The sequence below is a fragment of the Cellulosimicrobium sp. ES-005 genome (genome assembly GCF_040448685.1).
Classification (GTDB): Bacteria; Actinomycetota; Actinomycetes; order Actinomycetales; family Cellulomonadaceae; genus Cellulosimicrobium; species Cellulosimicrobium cellulans_G.
The window spans coordinates 615,222-638,758 of record NZ_CP159290.1; the positions used below are offsets into that span (position 1 = coordinate 615,222).

General features: G+C 76.0%; 17 protein-coding genes. 8 read left to right on the forward strand and 9 right to left on the reverse strand.

Annotation, left to right across the window (positions count from 1 at the left end; translation table 11 throughout):
• Window positions 1–114: 114 nt before the first annotated feature.
• Entirely contained in the window at window positions 115–1,344 is a 1,230-nt protein-coding gene (locus ABRQ22_RS02725; RefSeq protein WP_353708485.1) for a winged helix DNA-binding domain-containing protein, read from the forward strand.
• Between the two features lie 81 nt (window positions 1,345–1,425).
• On the opposite strand, the gene ABRQ22_RS02730 is transcribed toward ABRQ22_RS02725, so the two are convergent.
• Entirely contained in the window at window positions 1,426–2,025 is a 600-nt protein-coding gene (locus ABRQ22_RS02730) for an NYN domain-containing protein (protein ID WP_353708486.1), read from the reverse strand.
• 92 nt (window positions 2,026–2,117) lie between these two features.
• Between ABRQ22_RS02730 and ABRQ22_RS02735 the strand changes: the two genes are divergently transcribed.
• The gene (locus ABRQ22_RS02735; protein WP_353708487.1) at window positions 2,118–2,876 is read left to right on the forward strand and encodes a type 1 glutamine amidotransferase; all 759 of its coding nucleotides are present in this window, start codon (window positions 2,118–2,120) and stop codon (window positions 2,874–2,876) included.
• Between the two features lie 79 nt (window positions 2,877–2,955).
• On the opposite strand, the gene ABRQ22_RS02740 is transcribed toward ABRQ22_RS02735, so the two are convergent.
• The 7 genes from ABRQ22_RS02740 to ABRQ22_RS02770 all read right to left on the reverse strand — a co-directional run bounded on the left by ABRQ22_RS02740 (window position 2,956) and on the right by ABRQ22_RS02770 (window position 14,981).
• Complete coding sequence (locus tag ABRQ22_RS02740; protein WP_353708488.1) at window positions 2,956–3,759, reverse strand: PspA/IM30 family protein; 804 nt, start codon at window positions 3,757–3,759, stop codon at window positions 2,956–2,958.
• Between the two features lie 98 nt (window positions 3,760–3,857).
• Window positions 3,858–5,918, reverse strand: a complete 2,061-nt coding sequence (locus ABRQ22_RS02745) for a TPM domain-containing protein (protein WP_353708489.1) — start codon at window positions 5,916–5,918, stop codon at window positions 3,858–3,860.
• Between the two features lie 142 nt (window positions 5,919–6,060).
• Window positions 6,061–8,259: an adenylyl cyclase gene (locus ABRQ22_RS02750; RefSeq protein WP_353708490.1), complete on the reverse strand. Its 2,199-nt coding sequence runs from the start codon at window positions 8,257–8,259 to the stop codon at window positions 6,061–6,063.
• Between the two features lie 215 nt (window positions 8,260–8,474).
• Entirely contained in the window at window positions 8,475–10,154 is a 1,680-nt protein-coding gene (locus tag ABRQ22_RS02755) for a DNA repair helicase XPB (protein WP_353708491.1), read from the reverse strand.
• A gap of 105 nt (window positions 10,155–10,259) precedes the next feature.
• A complete protein-coding gene (locus ABRQ22_RS02760) occupies window positions 10,260–12,743 on the reverse strand; it encodes a helicase-associated domain-containing protein (RefSeq protein WP_353708492.1) in 2,484 nt (827 codons plus the stop codon).
• Between the two features lie 116 nt (window positions 12,744–12,859).
• Window positions 12,860–13,813, reverse strand: coding sequence for a hypothetical protein (locus ABRQ22_RS02765; RefSeq protein ID WP_253052688.1), 954 nt, complete (start codon window positions 13,811–13,813; stop codon window positions 12,860–12,862).
• 229 nt (window positions 13,814–14,042) lie between these two features.
• The gene (locus ABRQ22_RS02770; RefSeq protein WP_353708493.1) at window positions 14,043–14,981 is read right to left on the reverse strand and encodes an NAD-dependent epimerase/dehydratase family protein; all 939 of its coding nucleotides are present in this window, start codon (window positions 14,979–14,981) and stop codon (window positions 14,043–14,045) included.
• A 120-nt stretch (window positions 14,982–15,101) separates the two neighbouring features.
• On the opposite strand from ABRQ22_RS02770, the gene ABRQ22_RS02775 reads away from it, so the two are divergent.
• From ABRQ22_RS02775 to ABRQ22_RS02790, 4 genes are all read left to right on the forward strand, one after another.
• Window positions 15,102–15,830, forward strand: a complete 729-nt coding sequence (locus tag ABRQ22_RS02775) for a TetR/AcrR family transcriptional regulator (protein WP_253052692.1) — start codon at window positions 15,102–15,104, stop codon at window positions 15,828–15,830.
• A gap of 120 nt (window positions 15,831–15,950) precedes the next feature.
• On the forward strand, window positions 15,951–16,334 hold the full coding sequence (locus tag ABRQ22_RS02780) for a cold shock domain-containing protein (RefSeq protein ID WP_253052694.1): 384 nt from the start codon (window positions 15,951–15,953) through the stop codon (window positions 16,332–16,334).
• Between the two features lies 1 nt (window position 16,335).
• Window positions 16,336–17,364: a DUF3027 domain-containing protein gene (locus ABRQ22_RS02785; protein WP_253052696.1), complete on the forward strand. Its 1,029-nt coding sequence runs from the start codon at window positions 16,336–16,338 to the stop codon at window positions 17,362–17,364.
• Complete coding sequence (locus ABRQ22_RS02790; protein ID WP_353708494.1) at window positions 17,361–20,507, forward strand: ATP-binding protein; 3,147 nt, start codon at window positions 17,361–17,363, stop codon at window positions 20,505–20,507. The genes ABRQ22_RS02785 and ABRQ22_RS02790 overlap by 4 nt, the downstream gene beginning before the upstream one ends.
• Here the strand turns inward: ABRQ22_RS02790 and ABRQ22_RS02795 are convergent.
• Window positions 20,483–20,746 (reverse strand): DUF2530 domain-containing protein, encoded by a 264-nt coding sequence (locus ABRQ22_RS02795; protein ID WP_253052702.1) that lies wholly within the window; start codon window positions 20,744–20,746, stop codon window positions 20,483–20,485. The two genes, ABRQ22_RS02790 and ABRQ22_RS02795, sit on opposite strands and share 25 nt — an antisense overlap.
• Before the next feature lie 447 nt (window positions 20,747–21,193).
• On the opposite strand from ABRQ22_RS02795, the gene ABRQ22_RS02800 reads away from it, so the two are divergent.
• Both ABRQ22_RS02800 and ABRQ22_RS02805 read left to right on the forward strand, forming a co-directional pair.
• Window positions 21,194–22,708 carry a sugar transferase gene (locus ABRQ22_RS02800; protein ID WP_253052704.1) on the forward strand — a complete coding sequence of 505 codons (1,515 nt, stop codon included), beginning with the start codon at window positions 21,194–21,196 and terminating at the stop codon, window positions 22,706–22,708.
• A 40-nt stretch (window positions 22,709–22,748) separates the two neighbouring features.
• Window positions 22,749–23,495: a hypothetical protein gene (locus ABRQ22_RS02805; RefSeq protein ID WP_353708495.1), complete on the forward strand. Its 747-nt coding sequence runs from the start codon at window positions 22,749–22,751 to the stop codon at window positions 23,493–23,495.
• The last annotated feature ends 42 nt before the right edge of the window (window positions 23,496–23,537 follow it).

Below are 23,537 nucleotides of genomic sequence, written 5' to 3' on the forward strand. Positions count from 1 at the left end.
CTCCAGTGTCCTCCCGCGGTCTGGGAGTCGCCTGGGAAAGGGCTCCACCCGTGGTGCGTTCCGGAGACGCCGTCCGCGCGGTGCGCGTGGGCGGCGTCGGGCAGGATGGCGGACGTGCGGATCACGGTGGACCAGAGGCGGCGGCGACTCGTCGCGCAACAGCTCGCGCTCGCGACGGACCTGCCCGGACGGCCGGCGGCGCGCACCCCCGAGGACGTCGTCGACCGGCTGCTCGCCCTGCACGCCACCGACGCCCCGAGCGTGTACCTCTCCGTCCTCGCGCGCGTCCCCGACCTCGTGCTCGACGACGTCCGCGACGCCGTGTTCCGACGGCGCACCCTGGTCAAGGTGCTCGCCATGCGGCGCACGATGTTCGTCGTGCGGCGCGAGACGGTGCCCGTCGTGCACGCGGCCGCGGCGCTCGCGGTGGCCCGATGGCTGCGCGCCCACCTGCTCAAGCAGCTCGCGACGCTGCCCACGGACCCGCCCGTCGACGACGCGGCGACCTTCCTCGCCGCCGTCGAGGCCCAGGTGCACGGCGCGCTCGCGGAGCACGGTCCGATGGACGGCGCGAGCCTGTCGAAGGCCGCGCCGCTCCTGCGCACCGCGTTCCTGCCCACCACCGCCAAGACCTGGGACGTGCGCCGCACCATGACGTCCCCGCTCACGGCGCTGCTCTCGGCCGAGGGCGCGGTCGTGCGGGGCGAGCCGCGCGGGTCGTGGTCGTCCAACCGGCACGTCTGGTCGCCGGTCGAGGACTGGTTCCCGGGCGGCATCCCCGCGATGGACGAGGCGGTCGCGCGCACGGCGCTGGCCCGGTCCTGGCTCGAGGTGTTCGGCCCCGCGACGGTCAAGGACCTGTCATGGTGGACCGGCTGGAACCTGCGGGACACGCGCGCCGCGCTCGCGGGGCTCGACGTCGTCGCCGTCGAGGTCGAGACGGGCACGCCCGACGACCCGGCCCCGCAGGCCGGCGTGATGCTGCGCGGGACCGACCTGCCCGGCCCCGAGGAGGCCCCGCTGGAGGGGAGCGTCGCGCTCCTGCCCGCCCTCGACCCGACGACGATGGGCTGGGCCGCGCGCGACTGGTACCTCGGCCCGCACAAGGCCGCGGTCTTCGACACCATCGGCAACGCCGGCGCGACGGTCTGGTGGGAGGGCCGGATCGTCGGGGCGTGGGTCGTGCGCCCCGGCGGGGAGCCCGCGTTCCGGCTGCTCGAGGACGTGGGGTCGGACGCCGAGCGCGCCGTCGCCGCGGAGGCCGAGCGCATCGCGGCGCTCCTCGGCGGCGACGGCGTGACGGCGTCGTTCCCGACGCCCCTGTACCGCGAGCTCCACGCTTGAGCGCCACGGCCACCGTGAGTGCGGGGTAGTCGTCGTCCCGGACGTGCTGCGACGACGACTACCCGGCACTCGGCAGGGCGGTCAGAGGTAGCGCAGCGGGTCGAACTCCTCGAGCGGGATGATGCGCACGCGCGGCAGGACGGTCGTGAACGCCCCGGCGTGGTCCTCGAGGTCGAACACCTGCAGCCCGCGCCCCGTGAGCTCGGTGAGCCGCACGTTGACGAACTCGCGGAAGGCGAGGACGCCCACGCGGCGGTCGGGGTCCTCGAGCAGCGTCTCGACCTGCGGCAGGAAGTCGCCGTCGTGGCTCGCGAGGAGCACGTCGCCCGGCTGGTCGACGATCGCGTCCAGCATGCGCTGGATACCGATGTCGACGACCTTCTCGCTGCTCGACCCGGCGAGCGGGATCGGCCGGTAGCCCATCGCGAGCAGCGCCTGCACGAACGACATCGGCATCTGGCCCGACGACGCGTTGAGGAAGAACAGCGGCGTGACGTCCTGGCCCCAGGCCTGACGGGCGAACTCCACGATGCGGTCCCACCGTGGCCGCTCCTCCGGCGCGGGCCGGTGCCCCAGGACGTTCATGCCGAGCGTCGCGTCGATGTTCTCGCCGTCGACGACGAGATAGGTGCGGCGCGGCGTCGTCAGCGTTCGGCCGTCGGGGGTCTGGAGGTCGGACATGCTGGTCAGCCTATCCGCGCGGCGGTCGCCTGCCATGTCCACGACGTGGGTGTTTGCGTCGGGGTACCCCGGAGTGGGTACCGTCGGACCTCGTGACCACGTACGACACCGACGCCACGGCCGCAACCGGAACCGTCCGGATCACGGTCGTCCAGAACTCCCCGGACGTCACGCTCGACGGCTTCGCCGAGCTGCTCGCCGCCGACCTGCGGGTCGTGCGCGCGGACGACGGCGACGCGATCCCGTCGGCGGACGAGGTCGGGGACGGCCTGGTCGTCCTCGGCGGGCACATGTCCGCGCACGACGACGAGCGCGCGCCCTGGCTCCCCGCGCTGCGCGAGACCCTGCTCGCGACCGCGACGACCGGCGTCCCGACGCTCGGCATCTGCCTCGGCGCCCAGCTCCTCGCCGTCGCCGGCGGCGGCCAGGTCCAGGTCGCCGCGCCCCCGGGGCGCGAGGCCGGCGCGACCCGCGTGTTCTGGCGGGCCGACGCCGAGGCCGACCCCGTGCTCTCCGCGCTCGCCGCGGGCGACGCACCGGTGCGGTACGTGACGAGCATGCACGCCGACGCGATCGTCGACCTCCCGCGCGGCGCCGTCTGGCTCGGGTCGTCCAACATGTACCCCTACCAGGCGTTCCGCCTCGGCTCCGCGCTCGGCGTGCAGTTCCACCCCGAGACGGCGCGCGCGGGCTTCGAGGCGTGGTGCGACGCGTACGACGACGTCGACACCGCCGCCGCACTGTCCGGGTTCGACGAGCACGCGCCGGAGATCCTCGACGGCGGCCGACGCCTCGCCGAGGCCTTCGTCGCCGAGGTCCGCACGACCGTCGGACGGAGCGTCCCGGCCTGACCTCACGCCGCGGCCCTTCCGCGGGGGAGCCCGCGCGACCTGGGTTTCTCCTTCGGCGGACCGGGGGTCTCGCGGGCCGTCACCAGTCGGAGGTCGGGGCGTCCTGGGTCGTGGTGCCGGATTCGATCGCGGGCGTGACCTGGGTGGGCGACACCTGCGGCGCGGGGGACGACCCCTGCTTGAGCGCGGCGAGGCGAGCCTCGATCTCGACGGCCTCGCCGGACGTCTCGAGCTCGGCGAACTGGGAGTCGATGCTCGACGCCGCGACCTCGGCCTGGCCGATCGCCTGCGCCTCCTCGCGGCGGACGATCTCCTCGTAGCGCGAGATCTCGCTCGTGGGGTCCAGCACGTTGATCGAGCTGATGGCGCCCTGGACGGTCTGCTGGGCCTGCGCGCTCTTCTGGCGCGCGACGAGGGAGTCGCGCTTGGACTTCAGCTCGCCCAGCTTGTCCTTCATCATCGCGAGGCCGGACTTGAGCTTCTCGACGGACTCGCGCTGAGAGGCGATGAGCGGCTCGGCCTGGCGGACCTCGCCCTCGGCGGAGATCTGCTTGCCGAGCGCGATCTTGGCGAGGTTGTCGAACTTGTCGGCGTTGGCGGTGTCGCCCTGCTGCCGGTAGCGGTCGGCCTGCGTGGACGCGGCGGCGGCCTTCTGGCCCCACTCCTGCACGGCGGCGACGTCCTCGTTGTAGTCCTGCTCGGCGAGGCGCAGGTTGCCGATGGTCTGCGCGACGGCCTGCTCGGCGTCGGCGATGTTGTTCGTGTAGTCGCGCACGAGCTGGTCCAGCATCTTCTGCGGGTCCTCCGCGTTGTCCAGGAGCGCGTTGATGTTCGCGCGGGCGAGCTGCGCGATCCGTCCGAAGATGCTCTGCTTCTCCGCCATGGTCGTCCCTCTCTGATGAGCCGTCTCGTGCTGGTCGGTGCTGTGTGCTGGTCCGTCTCGTCCGTGGTCCGGTCTGGTCCGGGGGGCTCGCAGTCTGGTCAGAAGCGCCCGCCGCGGCCTGAACGCCCGCCCGACGAGCGTCCGCCCGAGCGCCCGCCCGACCGGCCGCCGCCGAAGCCGCCGCCGCCGGAGCCGCCCCCGAAGCTCCCGCCCCCGAAGCTCCCGCCCCCGAACCCGCCGGACCGGCCGCCGCCCCCGCCGCGCAGGATCGAGTCGAGCAGGATCCCGCCGAGCACCATCCCCCCGACGTTGCTCCCGCCGCCACCGCCGAACATCCCGCCGCCCTGCGACGACTGCCAGCTCGACGCGTCCTGCTGGGCGCGCTGCGCGGCGGACTGCGCCTGCGCGTCGGCCTGCTGCGCGCGCTCGAGCGCGGCGACGGGGTCGGTCGGCTGGAGTGCGCGGGCCTCGCCGAGCAGCCGGATCGCCTCCGAGAGCCGGGTGCGTGCCTCGGGCCCGACGGCGCCGCGCCGGGTCTCGATGAAGTCGTTCGTCGCGCGGACCTGCGAGTCGACGCGTGCCAGCGTGTCGCGCAGGAGCGCGTTCGCGCGCGCTGCCTGCTCGGCACGCTCACGGAACGGGGCGAGCGCGGCGTCGAGCGCGGCCTCGGCCTCGGTGAGGCGCCGCAGCGCCGTGAGGGGGTCTCCGCCGTCGCGCGCGGTCCCCGCCGCGGCCGCGGCGGCCTGCGCCTCCGCGAGGGCCGGGGCGACGGCGGGGTCCGCGGGGGCGAGCCGGCCGGCGTCGGCGATGTCGGACGTGATCGAGGCGAGGCCACGGTCGAGGCGCGGGCCCGACTCGGCGAGGTCCGCGCCGGCCCGGTCGACGGCGTCGAGCAGCGTGACCGCCTGCCCCACGGCGTTCTGCGCCGCCCGGGCGAGGGCCACGGCCGCGGCCCGGTCCTTGCCGGCCAGCGCCTCGCGGCCCCGGGCGACGGACTCGCGGGCGTTCGCGACGAGCGCCTGTGCCTGGTCGGGGTTCTGCGCGACGGACGCGAGCGACGTCGGCGGGTACGTGCGAGCGAGCGCGTCGAGCGTCGCGCGCGCCGGCTCGACGCGGGCGAGGACCTCGCTCGCGCGCTGGTCGGTCTCGTCGAGCACCTGCGGGGCGCGCGCCTGGAGGTCGCGCAGCTCGTCGAAGGTGCGCGACTGGGCGTCGAGGGACGCCGCGACCTCGTCGCACAGCGCGACGATGCGGGCCATCGCGTCCCGGGCCTGCGGCTCGGTCTCGGGGCGGTCGTCGTCGAGCTGCTGGCGCAGCATGAACGCCTCGGAGACCTTCTGCTTGCCCTCGGCGAGCGCGGCGGAGAACTGTCGCGTCGCCTCGAGGCCGAACTGGGCCTGCGCGAAGCCGAGCTCCTGCTCCGAGGTCTTCACGGCGTCGTCGATCGCGACGAGCGCGGCGCTCGCGCGCCGGTTGAGCTCGTCGGTGGGCAGGGCCGCGAGACCACCCTCCGCAGGGACCCCGCCCGGGGTGGTGCGGCGGCGCTTCGCGACCGACCGGACGACCAGCACGACCACGAGGACGAGCACGCCGAGGCCGAGCAGGACCCAGAACCAGGACACGCCCCCGGAGCCCTGGCTCGCGCCGCGCGCGACCTCGGTCGCGGCGATCGCGGCGCCCGCCCAGTCGTCGTCCCGCAGCTCGTCCTCCACCGCGGCGGAGATCCGGTCCAGCTCGGCGTCGGTGAGGGACACGTTGTTGTCGTAGGAGAGCCCGTAGCGGCGGTCCTCGGTCGCGACGGCGAGCAGCAGGTCGTCCACGCCGAGCCCGGACGCGTTCGCCGTGGCGTTCGCCCAGTCGACGCCGTCCATGCCGTCGAAGCTCGCGACGTACACGACGAAGAGCTGGAGGTCGGTGTCCTGCGCGAGGCGGTCGAGCGCGTCCTGGACCGCGTCGGTCCGGTCGCCGAGCACGCCGTCGGGGTCGGTGATCTCGTCGGCGACGTCCATCGGGGCCACAGCGTGGGCGGTCGCGGCGGGGAGGAGCAGGGCGAGGCCGGTCACGAGGGCGACGAGCGCCGCCGCGACGAGGGCGAGCGACGCGCGCGCGCCACGGTCCGCGGCGGCGCGGGGGAGCGAGGGACGGTGGGCCGTGCTCACGCGCCGATCCTTTCCCAGCCCCTGGGGTCCCGCAATCGGGGCCGGGGCGCCGTGGGGCGCACCGCCGTCGGCCGGCACGACGGCGGAGGCCCGCCTCCCTCTCGGGGAGACGGGCCTCGTGACGCTCGACCGGTGCGGTCGGTCACCCGCAGGTCAGCGCCGCGTAGGGCGCGCTGACCTCGCTCGTGACGCCTCCGGCGACCGCGCTGACGACAGCGTCGCCCGCCGCCACCGAGGCGGCGCGCACCGCGAACGACTGGTACGCGTTCGCGCCCGGGGCGACGCTCGCGACGGTGCGCGACCCGAACGGCGTCGAGAGCGTCACCGCGAGCGGCGCGTCGCCGCCGTTGGTCGCCCGGACCGCGACGTACGCCGTGCCCGCGAGGCAGCGCGTCGTGGCCTCGACCGTGACGTCGGCCTCCGCGGGGAGGTCGGTCGGGTACGCCACGACCTGCGGGGACGCGAACGAGCCGACGGCGGGAGCGCCCGTGTCGTTGACGACGTGCTCGATGCCGCCCGACCCGTTGAGGAAGACGCTCGTCATCGACCGGAACGTCACGCCTGCGCGGACGGGCGCCTGGATGCCGCTCGCGACGCGCACGTCGACGCCCTGGTTGAAGAACGAGTACACGCCCAGCCCGACGGCGTCGTGCCGCCGGACGTGGTCGCCCACCCGGTACGACGCGTACCCCGTGCGGTCGCCGTCCATGAACGCGGCCTGGCTCGGCACGTCGTAGGGGATCTCGCTCTGGTAGAAGACCGTGCGGCCGCGCTCGCCGTTCCAGATCGTCTGGTTCTTCTGGTAGTGCTCGACGAACAGGCCCGTGGCGGTCACGTCGTCGCCGTTCACGACGACGCCGTGGTCGCCCGTGTTCTGGTCCCACCCGATGCCGCTGCCGTGGTCCCCGCGCCAGGCCCAGATGTGGTCGAGCAGCACGTGGTCGCTGTTGACCTCGATGCTCGTCGTCGCCTTGCCGACCCACGGCCCGCCGACGCGGACGAACACGTCGGTGAGCGTCGTCGGGTCGGCGGCGTCCGCCACGTGCGCGTCCGCCGGACCGACGCGCACGAGGACGTCCGACTCGACGGGTCCGGCGTCGACCGTGATGCCCGCCACCTTCACGCCCGCGACGTCGCCGATCTCCAGCGCCGCGGTGCCCGACGTCGGGGCGAGGGACGCGTAGCCGAGGCCGAGCACGACCGTGTCGGGGTTCTCGACGCGGATCGCCTCGTCGAGGTGGTAGACGCCGGGCGTGAGCAGGAGGTTCTTGCCGGTCGCGAGGGCCGCGTTGATCTCCGCCGCCGAGTCGCCCTCGTGGGCGACGAAGAAGGCGTCGAGGGAGAGCTTCTGGCCCGCGTCGGCGTCGGTCGACCAGTCGACGCCGCGCGTCTCGGTCCGCGCGTGCGGCACGAACACGGCGAGGTCCTCGCCGTCACGGAACAGGAACGGCGCCTCCCGGCTCAGCGGGGTCGTGTCGAGCGTCGTCTTGTTGCCGGTGGTGCCGTCGGGCCGGGGGCCGAAGTCCGTGGCCGGGGCGCCCTCGACGCCGGAGAACACCATGTTCCACACGCCGCCGTCCCAGGTGCCGACCTCGGAGTTGCGCGTGTACCACTGCTGCTGCGAGCCAGTCACGAGGCGGCCCGAGACGCGCGAGTTGGCGAGGTAGCCGCCGCTCGCGTACTCGCCGAAGCGGCCGAAGACCGTGAGGTCGCCCTGGATGTCGACCCGGCGCAGCGGCGCGGCCTGCGACACCGCGAACCGGAGCTGGTGCGGGTCGGTGATCCCCGCCGGGAACGGGCGGTTCACGTCCTCGTCGACCGGGCGCTGGATCGGGTTGATCGCCACGTTGCTCAGCGAGCGCCAGAAGCGCGTCAGCGAGCCCGGGTCCTGGCAGCTCCACGGGTTGTTCGGGCAGCTCACGACCGGCTGCACGCTCAGCGCGCCGTTGATGAGCACGTCGTCCGGCTGCGCGCCGAGGCCGGCGATCGCGGTGTAGTAGCCGACCTCCGCGTTGACGATCCCCGTCGCCGTCGCGGGGTCGTCTTGGCCGGACGCGTCGCCGTAGACGCCGGGCTCGAAGAACACGGCGTGCCGGTCCTGGCTGAACTCCGCCTCGTCGTTGATCGACGCGAGGTAGGTGTTGATCTGGTCCACCGACCACGAGTCGTCGATGAAGACGACGTTCGGTCCGAGGTCGGGGTCGGTGGCCGGGGCGGCCGTCGCGGGGGCGCCAAGCGCCACGCCCGTCGCGGCCACGGCGAGCGCCGCCACGCCCGCACCGGCGGCGCGGGCTCGACGGGCTGTCCTGCCCGCGCCGGGGATGGTCGTCGAGAGGGTCACGGTGGGTGTTCTCCTTCGAACAGGGGGCCGGCACAGCGCGCCGACGCCGGCGCGACGTCGCGCCGATGCGGGGAGCCTAGGGCACAACTGACTGTCTTGTCAGTAACTTCCTGGGAGCGCTCTCACATCGTGGGACGTGCGCCGAGTGCTGGGGATCTGTCGGCAGAACCGCCCCGGACGACACATCCCCAGCACTCAACGGAGCGGGGGCCTCGTCACTGCACGACGCCCAGGTCCTCCGCGTCGACGATGCGATAGGCGTACCCCTGCTCCGCCAGGAACCGCTGGCGGTGGGCCGCGAAGTCCTGGTCGACCGTGTCGCGCGCGACGACGGCGTAGAAGTGCGCGGTGCGGCCGTCGGACTTGGGCCGCATGACGCGGCCGAGGCGCTGGGCCTCCTCCTGGCGCGACCCGAACGACCCGGACACCTGGATCGCGACCGAGGCCTCCGGCAGGTCGATGGAGAAGTTCGCGACCTTCGACACGACGAGCCGCGAGATCTCGCCCGAGCGGAACGCGTCGAACAGGCGCTGGCGCTCGCGGACCGTCGTCGCGCCCGTGATGAGCGGCGCGTCGAGGTGCTGCGACAGCTCCTCGAGCTGGTCGAGGTACTGGCCGATCACGAGCACCTGGTCGTCCGGGTGCTGCGCGACGATCTGCTCCACGACCCGGTTCTTGCCCGCGGCGGTCGCGGCGAGCCGGTACTTGTCCTCGGGCTCGGCGACGGCGTACGTCATGCGGTCGGACTCGGGCAGCGTGAGGCGCACCTCGACGCAGTCGGCGGGCGCGATGTAGCCCTGCGCCTCGATGTCCTTCCACGGGGCGTCGTACCGCTTGGGCCCGATGAGCGAGAACACCTCGTCCTCCCGGCCGTCCTCGCGCACGAGCGTCGCGGTGAGCCCGAGGCGGCGGCGCGCCTGCAGGTCCGCCGTCATGCGGAAGATCGGCGCGGGCAGCAGGTGCACCTCGTCGTACACGACGAGCCCCCAGTCGCGCGCGTCGAGCAGCTCGAGGTGCGTGTACACGCCCTTCCGCTTGGTCGTCAGCACCTGGTAGGTCGCGATCGTGACGGGCTTGATCTCCTTGCGCGCGCCGGAGTACTCGCCGATCTCGTCCTCGGTGAGCGTCGTGCGCCGCACGAGCTCGTCGCGCCACTGGCGCGCGCTCACCGTGTTCGTCACCAGGATGAGCGTCGTCGTCCCGGACTTCGCCATCGCGCCCGCGCCGACGATCGTCTTGCCCGCGCCGCACGGCAGCACGACGACGCCGCTCCCGCCGTGCCAGAACCCGTCCACCGCCTGCGCCTGGTACGGGCGCATCTCCCAGGGCTTCGGCTCCTCGCCCTCGGCGCGGGGCGGCGTCGTCGGGCTGAGCGCGATGGCGTGCTTCTCGCCGTCGACGTACCCCGCGAGGTCCTCGGCGGGCCAGCCGAGCTTCACGAGGACCTGCTTGAGGTGGCCGCGCTCGGACGGGTGCACGACGACGGTCGTGTCGTCGATCCGCTCGCCCACCAGGCCGGCGGTGCGCTTGGACTTGAGCACCTCGGCGAGGACGGCGCGGTCCGTCGCCTCGAGCACGAGCCCGTGCGTCGGGTGCTGCGCGAGCGTGAGCCGCCCGTACCGCGACATCGTCTCCGCGACGTCGATGAGCAGCGCGTGGGGCACGGGGTAGCGCGAGTACTCGATGAGCGTGTTGACGACCTGCTCGACGTCGTGCCCGGCCGCGCGCGCGTTCCACAGCCCGAGCGGCGTGAGCCGGTAGGTGTGGACGTGCTCGGGGGCGCGCTCCAGCTCGGCGAACGGCGCGATCGCCCGGCGCGCGTCGTCGGCGCGCGGGTGGTCGACCTCGAGCAGGAGCGACTTGTCGCTCTGGACGATGAGAGGTCCGTCGGTCATGTGTCTCCTTGCCGAGGTAGAGCCGTGGTCGCGCGAGGTGGAGCCGTGGTGCCGCGAGGTCGAGGCGTGGTCGTGACCACGGTTCTCCCTCGCGCTACCAGGGCTCTACCTCGGCGGGGTGTCGGGGGTGACGGACGCGATGCGGTGGACCGCGACCGTCAGCTCCGCGTCGCGCGCGGGATCCTGCGCGCGCAGCCGTCCCGCGTCGAGGGTGAGCGGTCGGACGCGGCGGCGGTCCTGCGAGCCCGTCGGTCCGACGACCTCGAGCCAGACCAGCGCCCCGTCGGCGATCGCCTCGCGCAGCAGACCCAACGCGGCCACCGGGTCGGATGTTCCCTCCGCAGGGCCGTACCCGTCGGCGCGTCCGTTCGTGCCCGACGGCGTCCGCTCGCCCGCGCGCGTCCCGTCGCCCTCCGCGAGGGCCGTCCGTCCGGGCCGCCCGCCCGCGCCGTCCCCCGCGCGCTCGGCGGAGCGCGCGTCCTCCGCGCGCAGGCGGGCGACGAGGTCCGCGAACCGCTGCGTGCGCTCGGCGGCGCCGCCCGGCTCGTCGACGCGCGCCCCGGAACCGGGGACGACGCCGGTCCGCACGCGCCCGCCCGCGCGCCGCCCCGCGGTGGCGACCCGGCCGCGTCGGGACGGTGCGACGCCGTCGGGAGCGCCCCGCCGGCCGGCCCGGTCCGCGACGAGCACACGCCCGTCCGGGCCCTCGACGACCGCCGGCACGCCGCGGGCGCGCAGCGCCTCCTGGAGCTCCCCGGCGGGCGCGGCCGACGCGAGCACGGTCGGCGCGAGGAGCACGAGGCCCAGCCCGCGCAGCGCCGGGTCCTCCGCGATCCCCGCGAGCAGCACCGGGTCCTCCGCGCGCACGTACGACGACGCCGTCCCCACGCGGACCCGGCCGTGGCGGCGCGCCGTGTCGCGCACCAGGTACTCGAGCGGCTGCGGCACGGGGGTGCGCGAGTGCGCGGCGAGCTCGGCGAGGAGCTCGTCGGCCGTCGCGCCGCGGTCGAGCGCGCGCAGGACGGAGTCGGGTGTGAACCGGACCGTCGTCGCGGCGCCGCGCGACTCGACGTCCGCCGCGACCTCGACGAGCCGCTCGAGCGTGCGCGACGGCCGCCCCGGTACGATGCCCGTGAGGTCGCCCTGGAGCAGCAGGTCGTCGACCTCGGCCGGGAGCACCGCCTCGAAGGCGGCGCCGAGGTCCGTCGGGCCGGTCCCGGACGACGCCTGCACGTCGTCGGCACCGAGGAGGACACGTCCCGGGGGAGCGAGCGCGCCCGCACCGGTGACCCCGAGCAACGCGGCCTCGCGCAGCAGCCCCGCGACGGCCTGCTCCGGTGGCACCGCCCGCGGCGTGCGCCACCGCAGCACCGCGACGACGTCGGCCGCGGCGAGCGGGCGCCCGGGGGCGAGGTCGAGGACGTCCAGGACGGACCGCCGCAGCCGGGGCACCCAGGGGCGCCACAGCTCCGGGTCGAGCGCGGCGCGCAGGGCGCCCTTCTCGTCGCGGCTGCCCACGAGCCAGGGGGTGCGGCGCGAGCGCCACCAGCCGCGGGCGAGCGTCGCCCAGCGGTCGCCCAGGTCGTCGTCGAGCCAGTCCTCCGCGGCGAGCGTCGGGGCGAACGTGGGCGGGTCGTCGCCGTCGTCGGCCACGAGCCCCGCCGCCGCGGCCAGCTCGACGACCGCGGCCGCCGTCGGGTCGTCGACCTCGAGCGCGACGGCGGCCCGCCGCAGGTCGCGCACCCCGAGCCCGCCGGCGCGCAGGACGCCCGGCGGGTGCTCGGTCCAGTGCGTCACGAGCCGCGCGACGAGCCGCACGGCCTCGAGCCCGGCGCTCGCGGACTCCGCGTCGACCGTCGCGGGCGGGAGGTCGCGGACGTCCGGGACCGGAGGAGCCGTCCGGACGTCGCGATGGGTGCGGCCACCGCGCAGGGCGAGCCCGACCTCGCGCGGCAGCACGACGTGCCGCTCGTCCGTCGCACGCAGGTAGCCGTGCTCGACGAGCCAGTCCGTCGCGCGCCGCGCGGACGCGTCCGCGCGGGGGGCGACGCCGACGGGCGGTCCCCACGTCAGCGCGTCGAGGATCGCCCGGGTGCCGGGCGGGGCGTCGTCGGGCAGGTCGCCCCTCCCCGCCGCGCCCGCGTCGCCCGCGGCGAGGGCCGCGACGGGGCCGAGGCCGGCGGGGTGAGAGCCGAGGACCTCCGCGACGCCCGGCGCCGGGCGGAACCCGGCCGACCGTGCGCCGGGGGTCCAGACGAGCGCGAGCTCGTCGAGGAGGGCGAGCGCGGAGGTGACACGCGCGCGGTCGACGCCCGTCGCCCGCGCGACCGCCGCCGCCGTCGCGGGCGACCCCACGGAGTCGAGCACCAGCACCGCCTCCAGGACGTGGAGCGTCAGCTCGTCCAGCCCGGCGAGCGCACGCTCCAGGCTCGTCCGGTTCATCGCGCGCGCGGCGAGCGAGAGCAGGGTCGAGGGCGACGGCGTCGCGAGGTCGGGCCGCCGCCGGAGCAGCGCGACCAGGGCGGCGTCGTCGCGCTGGCGCAGCGACTCGCTGTACGTCGGAGCCCGCTCGGGCCGGGAGGTGGCCATCCGTTCGATGTTACGCGCCGGGCCCGGTCCCACGAGATCGGTGATCGCGGTCGAGATCGGCAGTCAGGACCGCCGATCTCGACGGAACGTGCCGACCTCGTGCCGGACCGCCGAGCTCACAGAGGCGGGAGGAACGGGTCGGGGCGGAGGCCGCGGACGACGTCGGGCGGGACGTGCCGCAGCACCCGCGCGACGACGTGGGACGGCCGGTCCCGGGAGGTGACGCGCAGCAGGCGGTTCCCCGTGCGCTCGATCGCCTCCTGCCGCAGCTTCTCCTGGACGAGCACGCGGCCCGGGTCCTCGCGCGGCGCCAGCCCGGACGGGCCGGTGCGGTACTTCACCAGGCCGTCGAACTCCAGCAGCAGCCGCCACCGCGTCCAGCCCAGGTCGACCCGCACCGGACCGACCTCGGTGCGGAGCGGCACCTGGGTCTCCGGGCGCGGCAACCCGGTCCGCAGGAGGACGTACCGCAGCCAGGTCTCGCGGGCCGACTCCGCGCCCGGGTCCGCGAGCTCGAGCACGTGCCGGGCCCGACGGGATCCGCGACCTCGCGGTGACCGGTCGAGGACGGTCGCGACGTCGGACCGCCGGACGCCCCGCGCGAGCGCCGCGTCCGCCACGACGAGTCCGTCGAGCGCGGGCATCGTGCGCAGGCAGTCGGCGACGGTGCGCGCGAGCGAGGTCGCGGTGACGCCGCGGATCGTCGCCCGGTCCTCGGCGCCCACCTCGCCGACGTGCCGCGTCACGTCGCGCGCCGCGGATCCCGACCTGCGGTACGGCTGGACCACGTGGGTCGTCGTGGGGAGTTCCCACACGGGCAGGCCGTGCAGGAGCGCTGCGGACGCGTGGCTCACGACGGGGTCGGCGCGCAGGGCTCGGGCGACGGCACGGGCTCGGGCGACCGCGAGGGTCCGCGCCGCCGCGAGGGGCGGGACGTCGGGCGCGGGTGTGTCGCGGTACGCACCGCGCCGCACCCGTTCCCACTCGCCGGTGGCGAGCCGGCGCCGGACCTCTTCCGGGAGGTGCTCGTGCGCGAGGTGGAGGGGGGTCGGGGGCTCTCGACTCGGCATGGGGAGAGATCGTGCCGTTCCTGAGACCACCGCGGGCCGGGCGGTACCGGAGCTGTGGACGACGACCGCGCGGTGCGGAGGTTGTGGACGGCGCCCCGGAGCGTCCCTGTGCCGTTCAGGGCCGCAGCACGCGTTCGGCAGGTTCTGCCGACGTCGGCACGTACGACCGCCGACCTCGACTCGGACCGCCGAGCTCGACTGTGTTCGCCGATGTCGACGGGTCCGGTGATCAGCCGCGGGCGGTGCGGCGGCAGACCTCGTCCCAGGGCGTCGGCTCGATCCCGAAGCGGGCGCGTGCCGCGGTGTCGTCGAGGACGTAGGGCCGCTCCCACTGGTAGGCGAGGTCGCGCAGCTCGCGCAGCAGCGGCGAGAACAGGCCGGCGGCGGCGAGGCCGGCGCCGCGCAGGGAGCGGACCCGGACGGGCGGGTGCCCGACGCTCGCGAGGACGTCGGTCAGCGCCTCGCGCTGGGTGCGGGGCGGGTTGCTCGGGGTGTGCCACGTGCGGCCGTGCGCGTCGGGGTCGGCCGCCGCGGCGACCAGGGTGCGGGCGGCGTCCTGGACGTCGGTGAACGAGTGCGGCAGGTCGGTGCGCCCGATCATCGTCACGGCGCGCCCGCGCAGGGCTGCCGGCACGACGCGCGAGACGTGCCCGTTGCCCCCGACGCCGGGCCCGACGAAGTCGGAGCTGCGCACCTCGACGACGCGCGCGCGACCGGCACGGTGCGCGGCCAGCGCGTCGGCCCACAGCCGGGCGCGCAGGACCCCCTTGTGGTCGGTCGCGACGTCGGGCAGGTCCTCGGTCATCGGCCCGTCGACGGGGCCGTAGGGGTAGAGGTTGCCGGTGATCGCGTAGACGGCGCCGGTGCGCTCGGCGGCGGTGAGCAGCGCGGTCGCGAGGGGCGGCCAGACGCGCTCCCACTGCGTGTAGTCGCCGGGGTTGGCGCAGTTGTAGAGCACGTCGGCGCCGTCGGCGACGCGGGTCAGGGCGTCGGCGTCGGAGGCGTCGAGGGCGCGGTGGGTGGCGCCCGCGACGCCGGTGTCCCGGCCGCTGCGGGTGACGACGGTGACGTGCGACCCGCGGGCCGCGAGCTCGGCGGCGACGTGCCGGCCGACGGGCCCGGCGCCGACGACGACGTGCCGGTCGGACGAGGACGGTGCGTTGGTCATGAGGTCTCCTTTCCGAGAGCAGTGCTCTCGCTTCGTCGAGGAGCATGGCACGGGTCGGCATCCATTGCAAGAGCACCGCTCTCGTTTGTGGGCGCCGCTCTCGTCTGTCACCCTGTCGGAATGACGGCTCCTCGCACGGCACGCGCCCTGGCGCGCGAGACCCTGACGCGCGACATCCTCGACGCCGCCCGCGCGCGCCTCGTCGCCGACGGCCCCGCCGGGCTCTCGCTCCGGGCCGTCGCGCGCGACGTCGGCATGGTGTCGTCGGCCGTCTACCGCTACTTCCCGAGCCGCGACGCGCTCCTCACGGCGCTCCTCGTCGAGTGCTACGACGAGCTCGGCGCCGCGGTCGAGGCGGCGGAGGCCGCGGTCGCGCGCGACGACCTGACCGGCCGGTGGCTCGCCGCGTGCCGCGCGCTGCGGGCCTGGTGCGTCGAGCGTCCCGGCGACTTCGCCCTGCTCTACGGCACGCCCGTCCCCGGGTACGCGGCGCCGCAGGACACCGTCGAGCCCGCGACGCGCGTCGTGCGGACCCTCGTCCGCGTCGTCGCCGACTCCTGGGCGGGCGGCGAGGGCCCCGCGCCCGCCCCGCCGTCGGCCGGGGACGCGGACGCGCTCGTCGCCCCCGCCGTCGCGTACGTCGCGTCCCGCGGGCTCGTCGCGGCCGACGCCCCGGCGGAGGCCGTCGTGCGCACGCTCATGGCCTGGACCACCCTGTTCGGCACCGTGTCCTTCGAGCTGTTCGGCCACCTCCACCGCACGGTGGCCGACTACGCCGACTGGTTCGACGCCGTCGCCCTGCGGGCGGGAGCGGACGCGGGCGTGGTCGCCCGGTCGGCGGCGCGCTGACCGGACCGACGGCGCGGCACGGCGGGCTCCGGGAGCGCGCCCGCGGTATGGATGCGGCTTTGCCGCCGCGTGGCCGGTAGCCTGGGGGTTCTGGTTCCTACGAGCACGAACGAGGTTCACGTGCCCACCGGCAAGGTCAAGTGGTTCGACACCGAACGCGGGTTCGGCTTCATCGCCAACGACGACGGCGGCGAGGTCTTCCTGCACGCCTCCGCGCTGCCCGCCGACGCCCCCGCGCCCAAGCCGGGCGCCCGGGTGGACTTCGGCGTCGCCGACGGACGGCGGGGCCCGCAGGCGCTCGCGGTCACGTTCCTCGACCCGGCGCCGTCCGTGGTCAAGGCGAAGCGCCGCTCGGCGGACGAGATGGCGGTCATCGTGGAGGACCTCATCAAGGAGCTCGACCGGATCCGCGACGGGCTCGGCAAGGGCCGCTACCCGGAGAAGGGCAAGGCCACGATGGTCGCCAAGGTCCTGCGCGTGGTCGCCGACGAGATCGAGGGCTGACATGGTCGCCGTGGCCGCTGCCGAGGAGCGTTCCCGGGGAGTGTCCGCGCGTGCCGCGCGCGACGCCGTGCTCACGGGCGCGGTCGAGCTCGCGCGCGCCGCGGCCCAGGAGGTCGCCGAGCGACCCGAGGACGTCGGGGAGCACCTCGGCACCTTCGCCGAGGCGGACCGCCTCATCTCCCACCGGTTCGCGTGCACGATGCGCGGCTACCGCGGCTGGCACTGGACCGTCACCCTCGCGCGCGTGCCGCGCGGGCGGACGGCCACGGTGTGCGAGGTCGAGCTGCTGCCGGGCGACGGCGCGCTGCTCGCGCCGTCGTGGCTCCCGTGGTCCGAGCGCCTGCAGCCCGGCGACGTGGGGCCGGGCGACGTGCTCCCGTTCCGCGCCGACGACCCGCGCCTCGAGCCCGGCTACGTCCCGACGGGCGACGAGGAGCAGGACGCCGTCGCGATCGACGAGCTCGCCCTCGCGCGCGCCCGCGTGCTGTCCCCGCAGGGTCGGGACGAGGCCGCCGAGCGCTGGTACCGCGGCTCGCGCGGCCCGACGGCCCGCGGTGCGGTCGCCTCGGCCGCGGAGTGCGGGTCGTGCGGCTTCCTCGTCACCCTCCAGGGCAGCCTCGGCCAGGTGTTCGGCGTGTGCGCGAACGAGTGGTCGCCCGACGACGGCAAGGTCGTGAGCCTCGACCACGGGTGCGGTGCGCACTCGGAGACCGACGTCGAGCCGCAGCGGAGCGACTGGCCCGACGCCGACCCCCTGGTCGACGAGCTGCACGTCGAGATCGTCTCCCTGCTCGAGTCCGTCGCCCCGCCGGCGGTGCCCGCCGAGGACGGGGCGACGGCCGACGAGGCGGCGACGGCCGAGCCGGAGGCCGCGGTCGCAGCCTCCGGGGCGCCGGCGGAGGTTGCCGACCCGGAGACCGCTCCGGAGGCCCCACCGGCCGACGCCCCCGACCCGGGGACCACCCCGGAGGCCCCGGCGGCCGACGCGCAGCCGGCCCCCGAGCGGGCGGCAGACGAGCCGCAGGAGTGACGGACGACGTCTTCGGGACGGCCGCGCTGCGCCGTGCGGTCCTGGAGGCGTGGCGGTCGTCGCCGACGCGGCTGCGCGAGGACGCGAACACCGAGGAGGACCACGCCCACGGGTCGTACCGGGGGCGCGTCGTCGTCGAGCTCGCGCAGAACGCCGCGGACGCCGCGGCCCGCGCCGGGGTCCCGGGGCGGCTGCGCCTGAGCCTGCACGCGCCGTCGGGACCGGACGAGCCCTGGGTGCTGCGCGCGGCGAACACGGGCGAGCCGCTGGACGCCTCGGGCGTCGCGTCGCTCGTCGCGCTCCGTGCCTCCGCGACCGGACGCAGCCCGCGCGACGCCGACGGTCGGACGCCCACGGTGGGACGGTTCGGGGTCGGCTTCGCCGCGGTCCGCGCGGTCTCCGACCGGGTCCGGGTCGGGACGGGCGAGCGCGCCGTCGAGCTCTCGGTCGCGCGCACGCGCGCCGCGCTCGACGACGTGGTCGCCGACCGTCCGGACCTCGCCGCCGAGGTGGCGCGCCGCGGCGACCGGCTCCCGGCGCTGCGACTCCCGTTCCCGGCCCGTGTCGAGGTGCCGCCGGGGTACGACACGGTCGTCGAGATCGAGCTGCGCGACGCGGACGCCCTCGCCGCCGTCCGCGCGGAGCTCGCCGACGTGGGGGACCCGCTCCTGCTCGCGCTCCCGGCGCTCGCCGAGGTCGTCGTGGCCGGGGACGGCGTCGAGGAGCGACGGGTCGCGGACGTCGCCGACCGGTGGACCGTCCTGCGGCGCGAGGGGACGATCGACGCGGCGCTGCTCGCGGACCGCCCGGTCGAGGAGCGTGCGTCGACGCGGTGGTCGGTCACGTGGGCGCTCCCGGACGACGGGGCGCGCACCGACGTGCTGCACGCCCCGACCCCCACCGACGAGCGCCTCACCTTCCCCGCGCTGCTCCTGGCGACCTTCCCGCTGGACCCGGCGCGCCGGCACGTCCCGCCCGGGCCGGTCACCGCGCACGTGGCGCGTGCGGCGGGGCGTGCGTACGCGGAGCTGCTCGGCGAGCTCGCGCCCGAGCGCGGTGCCGACGTGCTCGCCCTCGTCCCGACCGGGCTGCCGGCGAGCGCCGTCGACGCGGAGGTCCGCGCGTCGGCCGAGGCGGCGCTCGCCCGGACCCCGCTCCTGCCGCTCGACGCGCCGGTCGCGCGCCCCGCCGCGGGGGTTCTCCGTGCCGACGACGACGTGCTCGAGGACGGGGGCGCGGCGGCGACCGTGCGGCAGGCCCTGGTCACGCCCGCCGAGGCGTGCGTCCTCGCGGGGGACGTGGGCGACGCGCGCGTGCGGTCCGAGCTGGGGGTCGCCCACCTGGTGGACGTCCCGGGGCCGCTCCGTGCGGTCGCGCGGTCGCTCGGCACACGGGTCGTGGACCTCGCGGACGTCGTGGACGACCTCCCGCTCGTCGCCGACCCGGCGCGCTGGCGGTCGCTGTACGACGCGCTGGCACCGCACGCCGGCGACAGGTCGGTGCTCGAGGCCCTGGGGGCGCTCCCCGTGCCGCTGCTCGGCGGGCAGGTCGTGCGCGGCGCGCGCGGGCTCCTGCTCCTGGACGCCGGGCCGGGCGAGCCGTCGGACGGCGGTGCGCTCGACGCGCGCGACGCGGCCGAGCTCGGGCTGCGCGTGGTCGACCCGCGGGCCGCGCACCCGCTGCTCGAACGGCTCGGGGCACGGGCGACCCACCTCCGGGCGGTGCTCTCCGAGGGGGCGGTGCGCGAGCGCGTCCTGGCGGCCTCGGACGCGGCGGACGCGGGCGACGACCCGACGGCGGACGTGGGCCGGCTGCTCGCGCTGGTCGCTGCCGCGGTGCGCGCGGCACCGGACCCGGCGCGGGCGGGCCTGCCCTTCTGGTGGGGCGAGCTGCCCGTGCCGACGGCGGACGGTGGCTGGTCGCCCGTGCGCGGCTGCGCGCTGCCCGGGACGTGGGCCGCGGACGCGCTCGACACGCTCGACCTGGTCGATCCCGCGGTCGTCGACCGCTGGGGCGAGCCGGTGCTGCGCGCGGTGGGCGCGGCCGACGGGCTCGGGGTGCTGCGCGTGCGCGACGTGCTCACGCCGGCGTCGGACGACGAGCCGGACCTGGACCCGCACGCCCCGGAGGGCTGGCTGTCCGACTGGGGCGGGTACCTCGCGTACCTCGCGGCGACGCTCGGTCCCGAGGCGTACGCGGGCGACGTCCTCGCGGTCGCGGACCTCGACGCGGTCGCCGACGCGGCGTGGCCGGACGCGCTCGCGCGCCTCGCCACGGAGCCCGGGACCCGGGAGGCGCTGCTCGCCCCGGTGCGGGCCGAGGGAGGTCGGACCACCACGGCGCGCTCCTACACCGCGTGGTGGCTGCGCGAGGAGCTCGGCGGCGCGTTCGCGCTCGGGTCGGGCCTCCGGCACGTCCCGTTCCTGCGCCCGGCCCCGCCGGACGTGGCGGGGCTCGACGACGAGGTGCTGGCCGCGCTGGGCGGCGTGCGGGACCTCGCGGAGCTCGCGCCGGACGAGTGGGTCGAGCTGCTGGACGACCTGCCCGACGTCGGAGAGGCGGTCGACGCACGGGCCGCGCTGACGCTCTGGCGCGCGCTCGGCGCCCTCGCGGCCCGTGGCGAGCGGCTGGATCCGCCGCCCGAGCGCCTGCCCGCGCTGCGTGCCGGGGCGGTGCTGGTGGTCGGCGCGGACGACGTCGCCGTCGCCCCCGACCCGATGTGGTCACCCGTCCGCGCGGTCCTCCCGGCGCCGCCGGGTCTGCTGGCCGAGGTCGCCGACCTCCTGGACGTCCGGACCGTCCCGCGCACCGCTCCCGCCCCCGACGACCCGGGCCGTCGTGGCGACGTCCCCGAGGCGGTGCGCGCGGTCCTCGACGGCGCGGCGCCCCGCACCTGGGAACGTCACGACGACCTGCGCGTGGGCGGGGTCGCGGTGCCGTGGTGGGTGGAGCACGGCGGGGGAGCGGACGCCGTGGTCCACGCGACCGGCCCGGCCGGGCTCGCGGCGGGGCTCGCGGTCGCGACGGGACGCCACGGCGCGCGGTTCGTGCTCGAGCAGGCGCTCCGCGACCCCGACGCGGCGCAGGACGCGCTCGCGCGGACCGCCTGGGACGACCCTCAGTCGTCCGAGGACGCGCGGTAGCGGGTGCGGTTCCGGCGCTCCCACACGAGGCCGAGCAGGCCGAGGACGAGGCCGACGCCGCACGTCGCGACGGCGCGCGGCGTGATCGCGCCGGTCGCGAGGAGGGCCGTGCACACGACGAGCGCGACGGTCCAGAGGCCCATGCCGACGAGGATCACGACGCGCAGGTCGACCCGCCAGGGCCCGGGGTCGGGGCGGCGGCGGTCGGGGTGGAGCAGCAGCGTGACGAACGAGGGCACAGGGGCATCGTAGCCACCGCGCGGTTTTTCACCCGCTCCTGGCTGTCACACCCGTGACCTGCACCACATCTCCTTCTGGTGTGAACACACGTCGGGACCGCTCGCAACGGCACGCTAGGATGCAGGCGCCGCGCTACGGCCTCCACACATGGTCACTCGTCCAGGTGGATCTGGTCGGCGCCGGGCCGCACATCGCTTCGGGACCTTCGTCCGATGTATCCGGACCTTCGGCAGAACGTGGAACCTGGACACCCGTCCAATCTATTTCTCCGAGCGGCTAGCGCGGCACGAGATCCGCAGGATCCTGCCCCTCAGGACGACTCCGACCGTGACGGTGCGGAACGTCTTCTCACCCGGGTGAAACCCCCTGGCAACCCTCGTTCCCGCAGTTTCTGAACCCTAGGATGAGTCGCCATGCAGGGTGTGGAACCGACCGGAGGTGGACGCATGTCCCACAGCGTCACCGAGGACGCCAGGCGGAGCCTGCGCACCCTTCTCGCCACGACTCCCGCGGCGCGGATCCGCGCCGCGCGCGCCGCGTTCGCGGCCCAGGGCTGGGAGGTCGCCTACCGGCGCCGGCTCCTGCTCACCGACACCGCCGTGATCGTCGTCGCCGTCCTCGTCGCCTACTTCCTGCGCTGGGACCAGTTCATCGACGAGCCCGTCCGTGAGGCACGCGTTCCGTACGTCGTGCTCAGCCTGCTGGTCGGGGTCGCCTGGTCCGTCTCGCTCGTCGCGAGCCGGACGCGCGACCCGCGGGTGATGGGGAGCGGCCCCACCGAGTACCACCGGATCTTCGACGCGTCGTGGCGCCTCTTCGCCGTCCTCGCGGTCCTCGCGTTCCTGCTCCGCTTCCCGGAGGCGCGGGGGTACCTCGCGTTCGCGTTCCCGATCGGCCTCGGCGGCCTGCTCCTCGGCCGGTACGCGTGGCGGCAGTGGCTGCACGGTCAGCGGGCCCACGGTCGCATGCGGTCGGCTGTGCTCGCGATCGGTCACCGCGACCAGGCCGAGCGGCTCATCCGCGACCTCAACGGCCGCGACGAGTCGGGGTACCGCGTCGTGGGCGTGTGCGTCCCGTCGGGCGGGTTCGGGGCGGGCGAGGAGATCCGCGGCGTCCCCGTCCTCGGGGAGCTGCGGCACGCGGGCGAGGTCGCCACGCGGGTCGGCGCGGACGTCGTCGCCGTCTCGGGCTCGGACGCCATCACGGCCGAGGTCGTCCGCCGGCTCGGCTGGGAGCTCGAGCCGTACGGCGTCGACCTCATGCTCACGGCCGAGCTCGCGGACGTCGCCGGCCCCCGCATCACCATCACGCCGGCGGAGAGCGTCTCGCTCCTGCACGTGGACGCGCCGCGCTTCACCGGCCCCAAGTTCGCCGTGAAGTCCGTCATCGACTGGACGGGAGCGGCGCTCATCACGCTCGCCGCGCTCCCGGTGCTCGTGATCGTCGCGCTCGCCGTCCGCCTCACCAGCCGCGGCCCGGTGCTCTTCCGTCAGGAGCGCGTCGGCCGCAACGGACGGACGTTCCCCATGTTCAAGTTCCGGTCGATGCGCGCCGGGGCCGACCGCGAGGTCCAGCACCTCGAGGAGCAGAACGACGGGGCCGGCCCGCTGTTCAAGATGCGCGACGACCCGCGCGTCACGCCCGTCGGCCGCGTGCTGCGCCGCTACTCGCTCGACGAGCTCCCGCAGCTCTTCAACGTGCTGCGCGGCGACATGAGCCTCGTCGGGCCGCGGCCGCCGCTGCCGCGCGAGGTGCAGCAGTACGAGAAGAAGGTGCGTCGTCGCCTCCTGGTCAAGCCGGGTCTCACGGGGCTGTGGCAGGTCGGGGGCCGGTCGGACCTGTCGTGGGAGGAGAGCGTCCGGCTCGACGTCTACTACGTCGAGAACTGGACGATGTTCGGCGACTTCCTCATCCTCGCGCGCACGGCGCGCGCGGTGTTCTCCGGCTCCGGGGCCTACTGAGGCCCGCCGGGATGCAGGGTCGGGCGCGGGGAGGTGCGTCGTGCGGGTCTCGGTCTCGGGATGCGGTCGCCGCGGCGTCCTGCACGCGGCCTCCCTCGCGGCCGCCGGCCACGAGGTCGTGCTCCACGACACGGACCCCGCTGCCCTCGACGCGCTCCGCACGGGCCTGGGCCACGCGGCTGAGCCGCGGCTGCACCGGCTCCTCGCGCTCGGCCTCGTGAGCGGGCGGCTGCGCCCGACGACGGACCGCACGGCGGTCGCCGGTGCGCGGGTGCACGTCCTGTGCGTCGGCGCGGGACCCGACCCCGACCCGGACGGCGTCTCGCGCGTGGTGACGCTCCGCGACGCGCTCGACGACCTCGCCCCGCACCTCGGCCCCGGGGACCTGGTCGTCGGGCGCGCCCGCGTCCCCGCCGGGACGGCGGAGTGGCTCGCGGCGGGCCTCGTCGCCGACGGCGTCCGCGCGACCGTCGCGTGGGTCCCCGACGAGCACCGGACCGGGCACGCGGTCGTCGACGTCCTCCACCCGGCCCGGCTCGTCCACGGGGTCCCTGCCGGCCCGGCCGGCGAGCGGGCGGCCGCGATCCTCGACGCGCTCCACGCCGTGCAGCTCGCGACCGGCGCTCCCCGGACCGTCACCGACCTCGCGACCGCGGAGCGGCTCGGGCACGGGGCCGGCACGCCGCGCCCCACGGCGCTCGGCGGTCGCGGCAGGACCGGCCACGACGGCGCGGACGTGGCGTCGAGCACACCCGGGGCGACGCTGGCCGCCGTCGGGGCCGCCTGACGTGGGCGGACGCCCACCGGGGACGATGCCGGACCGTGTCCC

Bases quoted from the DNA above. Each gene is read 5' to 3' on its own strand.
- ABRQ22_RS02730 (WP_353708486.1), bottom strand. From the start codon at position 2,025: ATGTCCGACCTCCAGACCCCCGACGGCCGAACGCTGACGACGCCGCGC.
- ABRQ22_RS02755 (WP_353708491.1), bottom strand. From the start codon at position 10,154: ATGACCGACGGACCTCTCATCGTCCAGAGCGACAAGTCGCTCCTGCTC.
- ABRQ22_RS02775 (WP_253052692.1), top strand. From the start codon at position 15,102: ATGACGGCTCCTCGCACGGCACGCGCCCTGGCGCGCGAGACCCTGACG.
- ABRQ22_RS02785 (WP_253052696.1), top strand. From the start codon at position 16,336: ATGGTCGCCGTGGCCGCTGCCGAGGAGCGTTCCCGGGGAGTGTCCGCG.
- ABRQ22_RS02760 (WP_353708492.1), bottom strand. From the start codon at position 12,743: ATGGCCACCTCCCGGCCCGAGCGGGCTCCGACGTACAGCGAGTCGCTG.
- ABRQ22_RS02740 (WP_353708488.1), bottom strand. From the start codon at position 3,759: ATGGCGGAGAAGCAGAGCATCTTCGGACGGATCGCGCAGCTCGCCCGC.
- ABRQ22_RS02765 (WP_253052688.1), bottom strand. From the start codon at position 13,813: ATGCCGAGTCGAGAGCCCCCGACCCCCCTCCACCTCGCGCACGAGCAC.
- ABRQ22_RS02770 (WP_353708493.1), bottom strand. From the start codon at position 14,981: ATGACCAACGCACCGTCCTCGTCCGACCGGCACGTCGTCGTCGGCGCC.
- ABRQ22_RS02800 (WP_253052704.1), top strand. From the start codon at position 21,194: ATGTCCCACAGCGTCACCGAGGACGCCAGGCGGAGCCTGCGCACCCTT.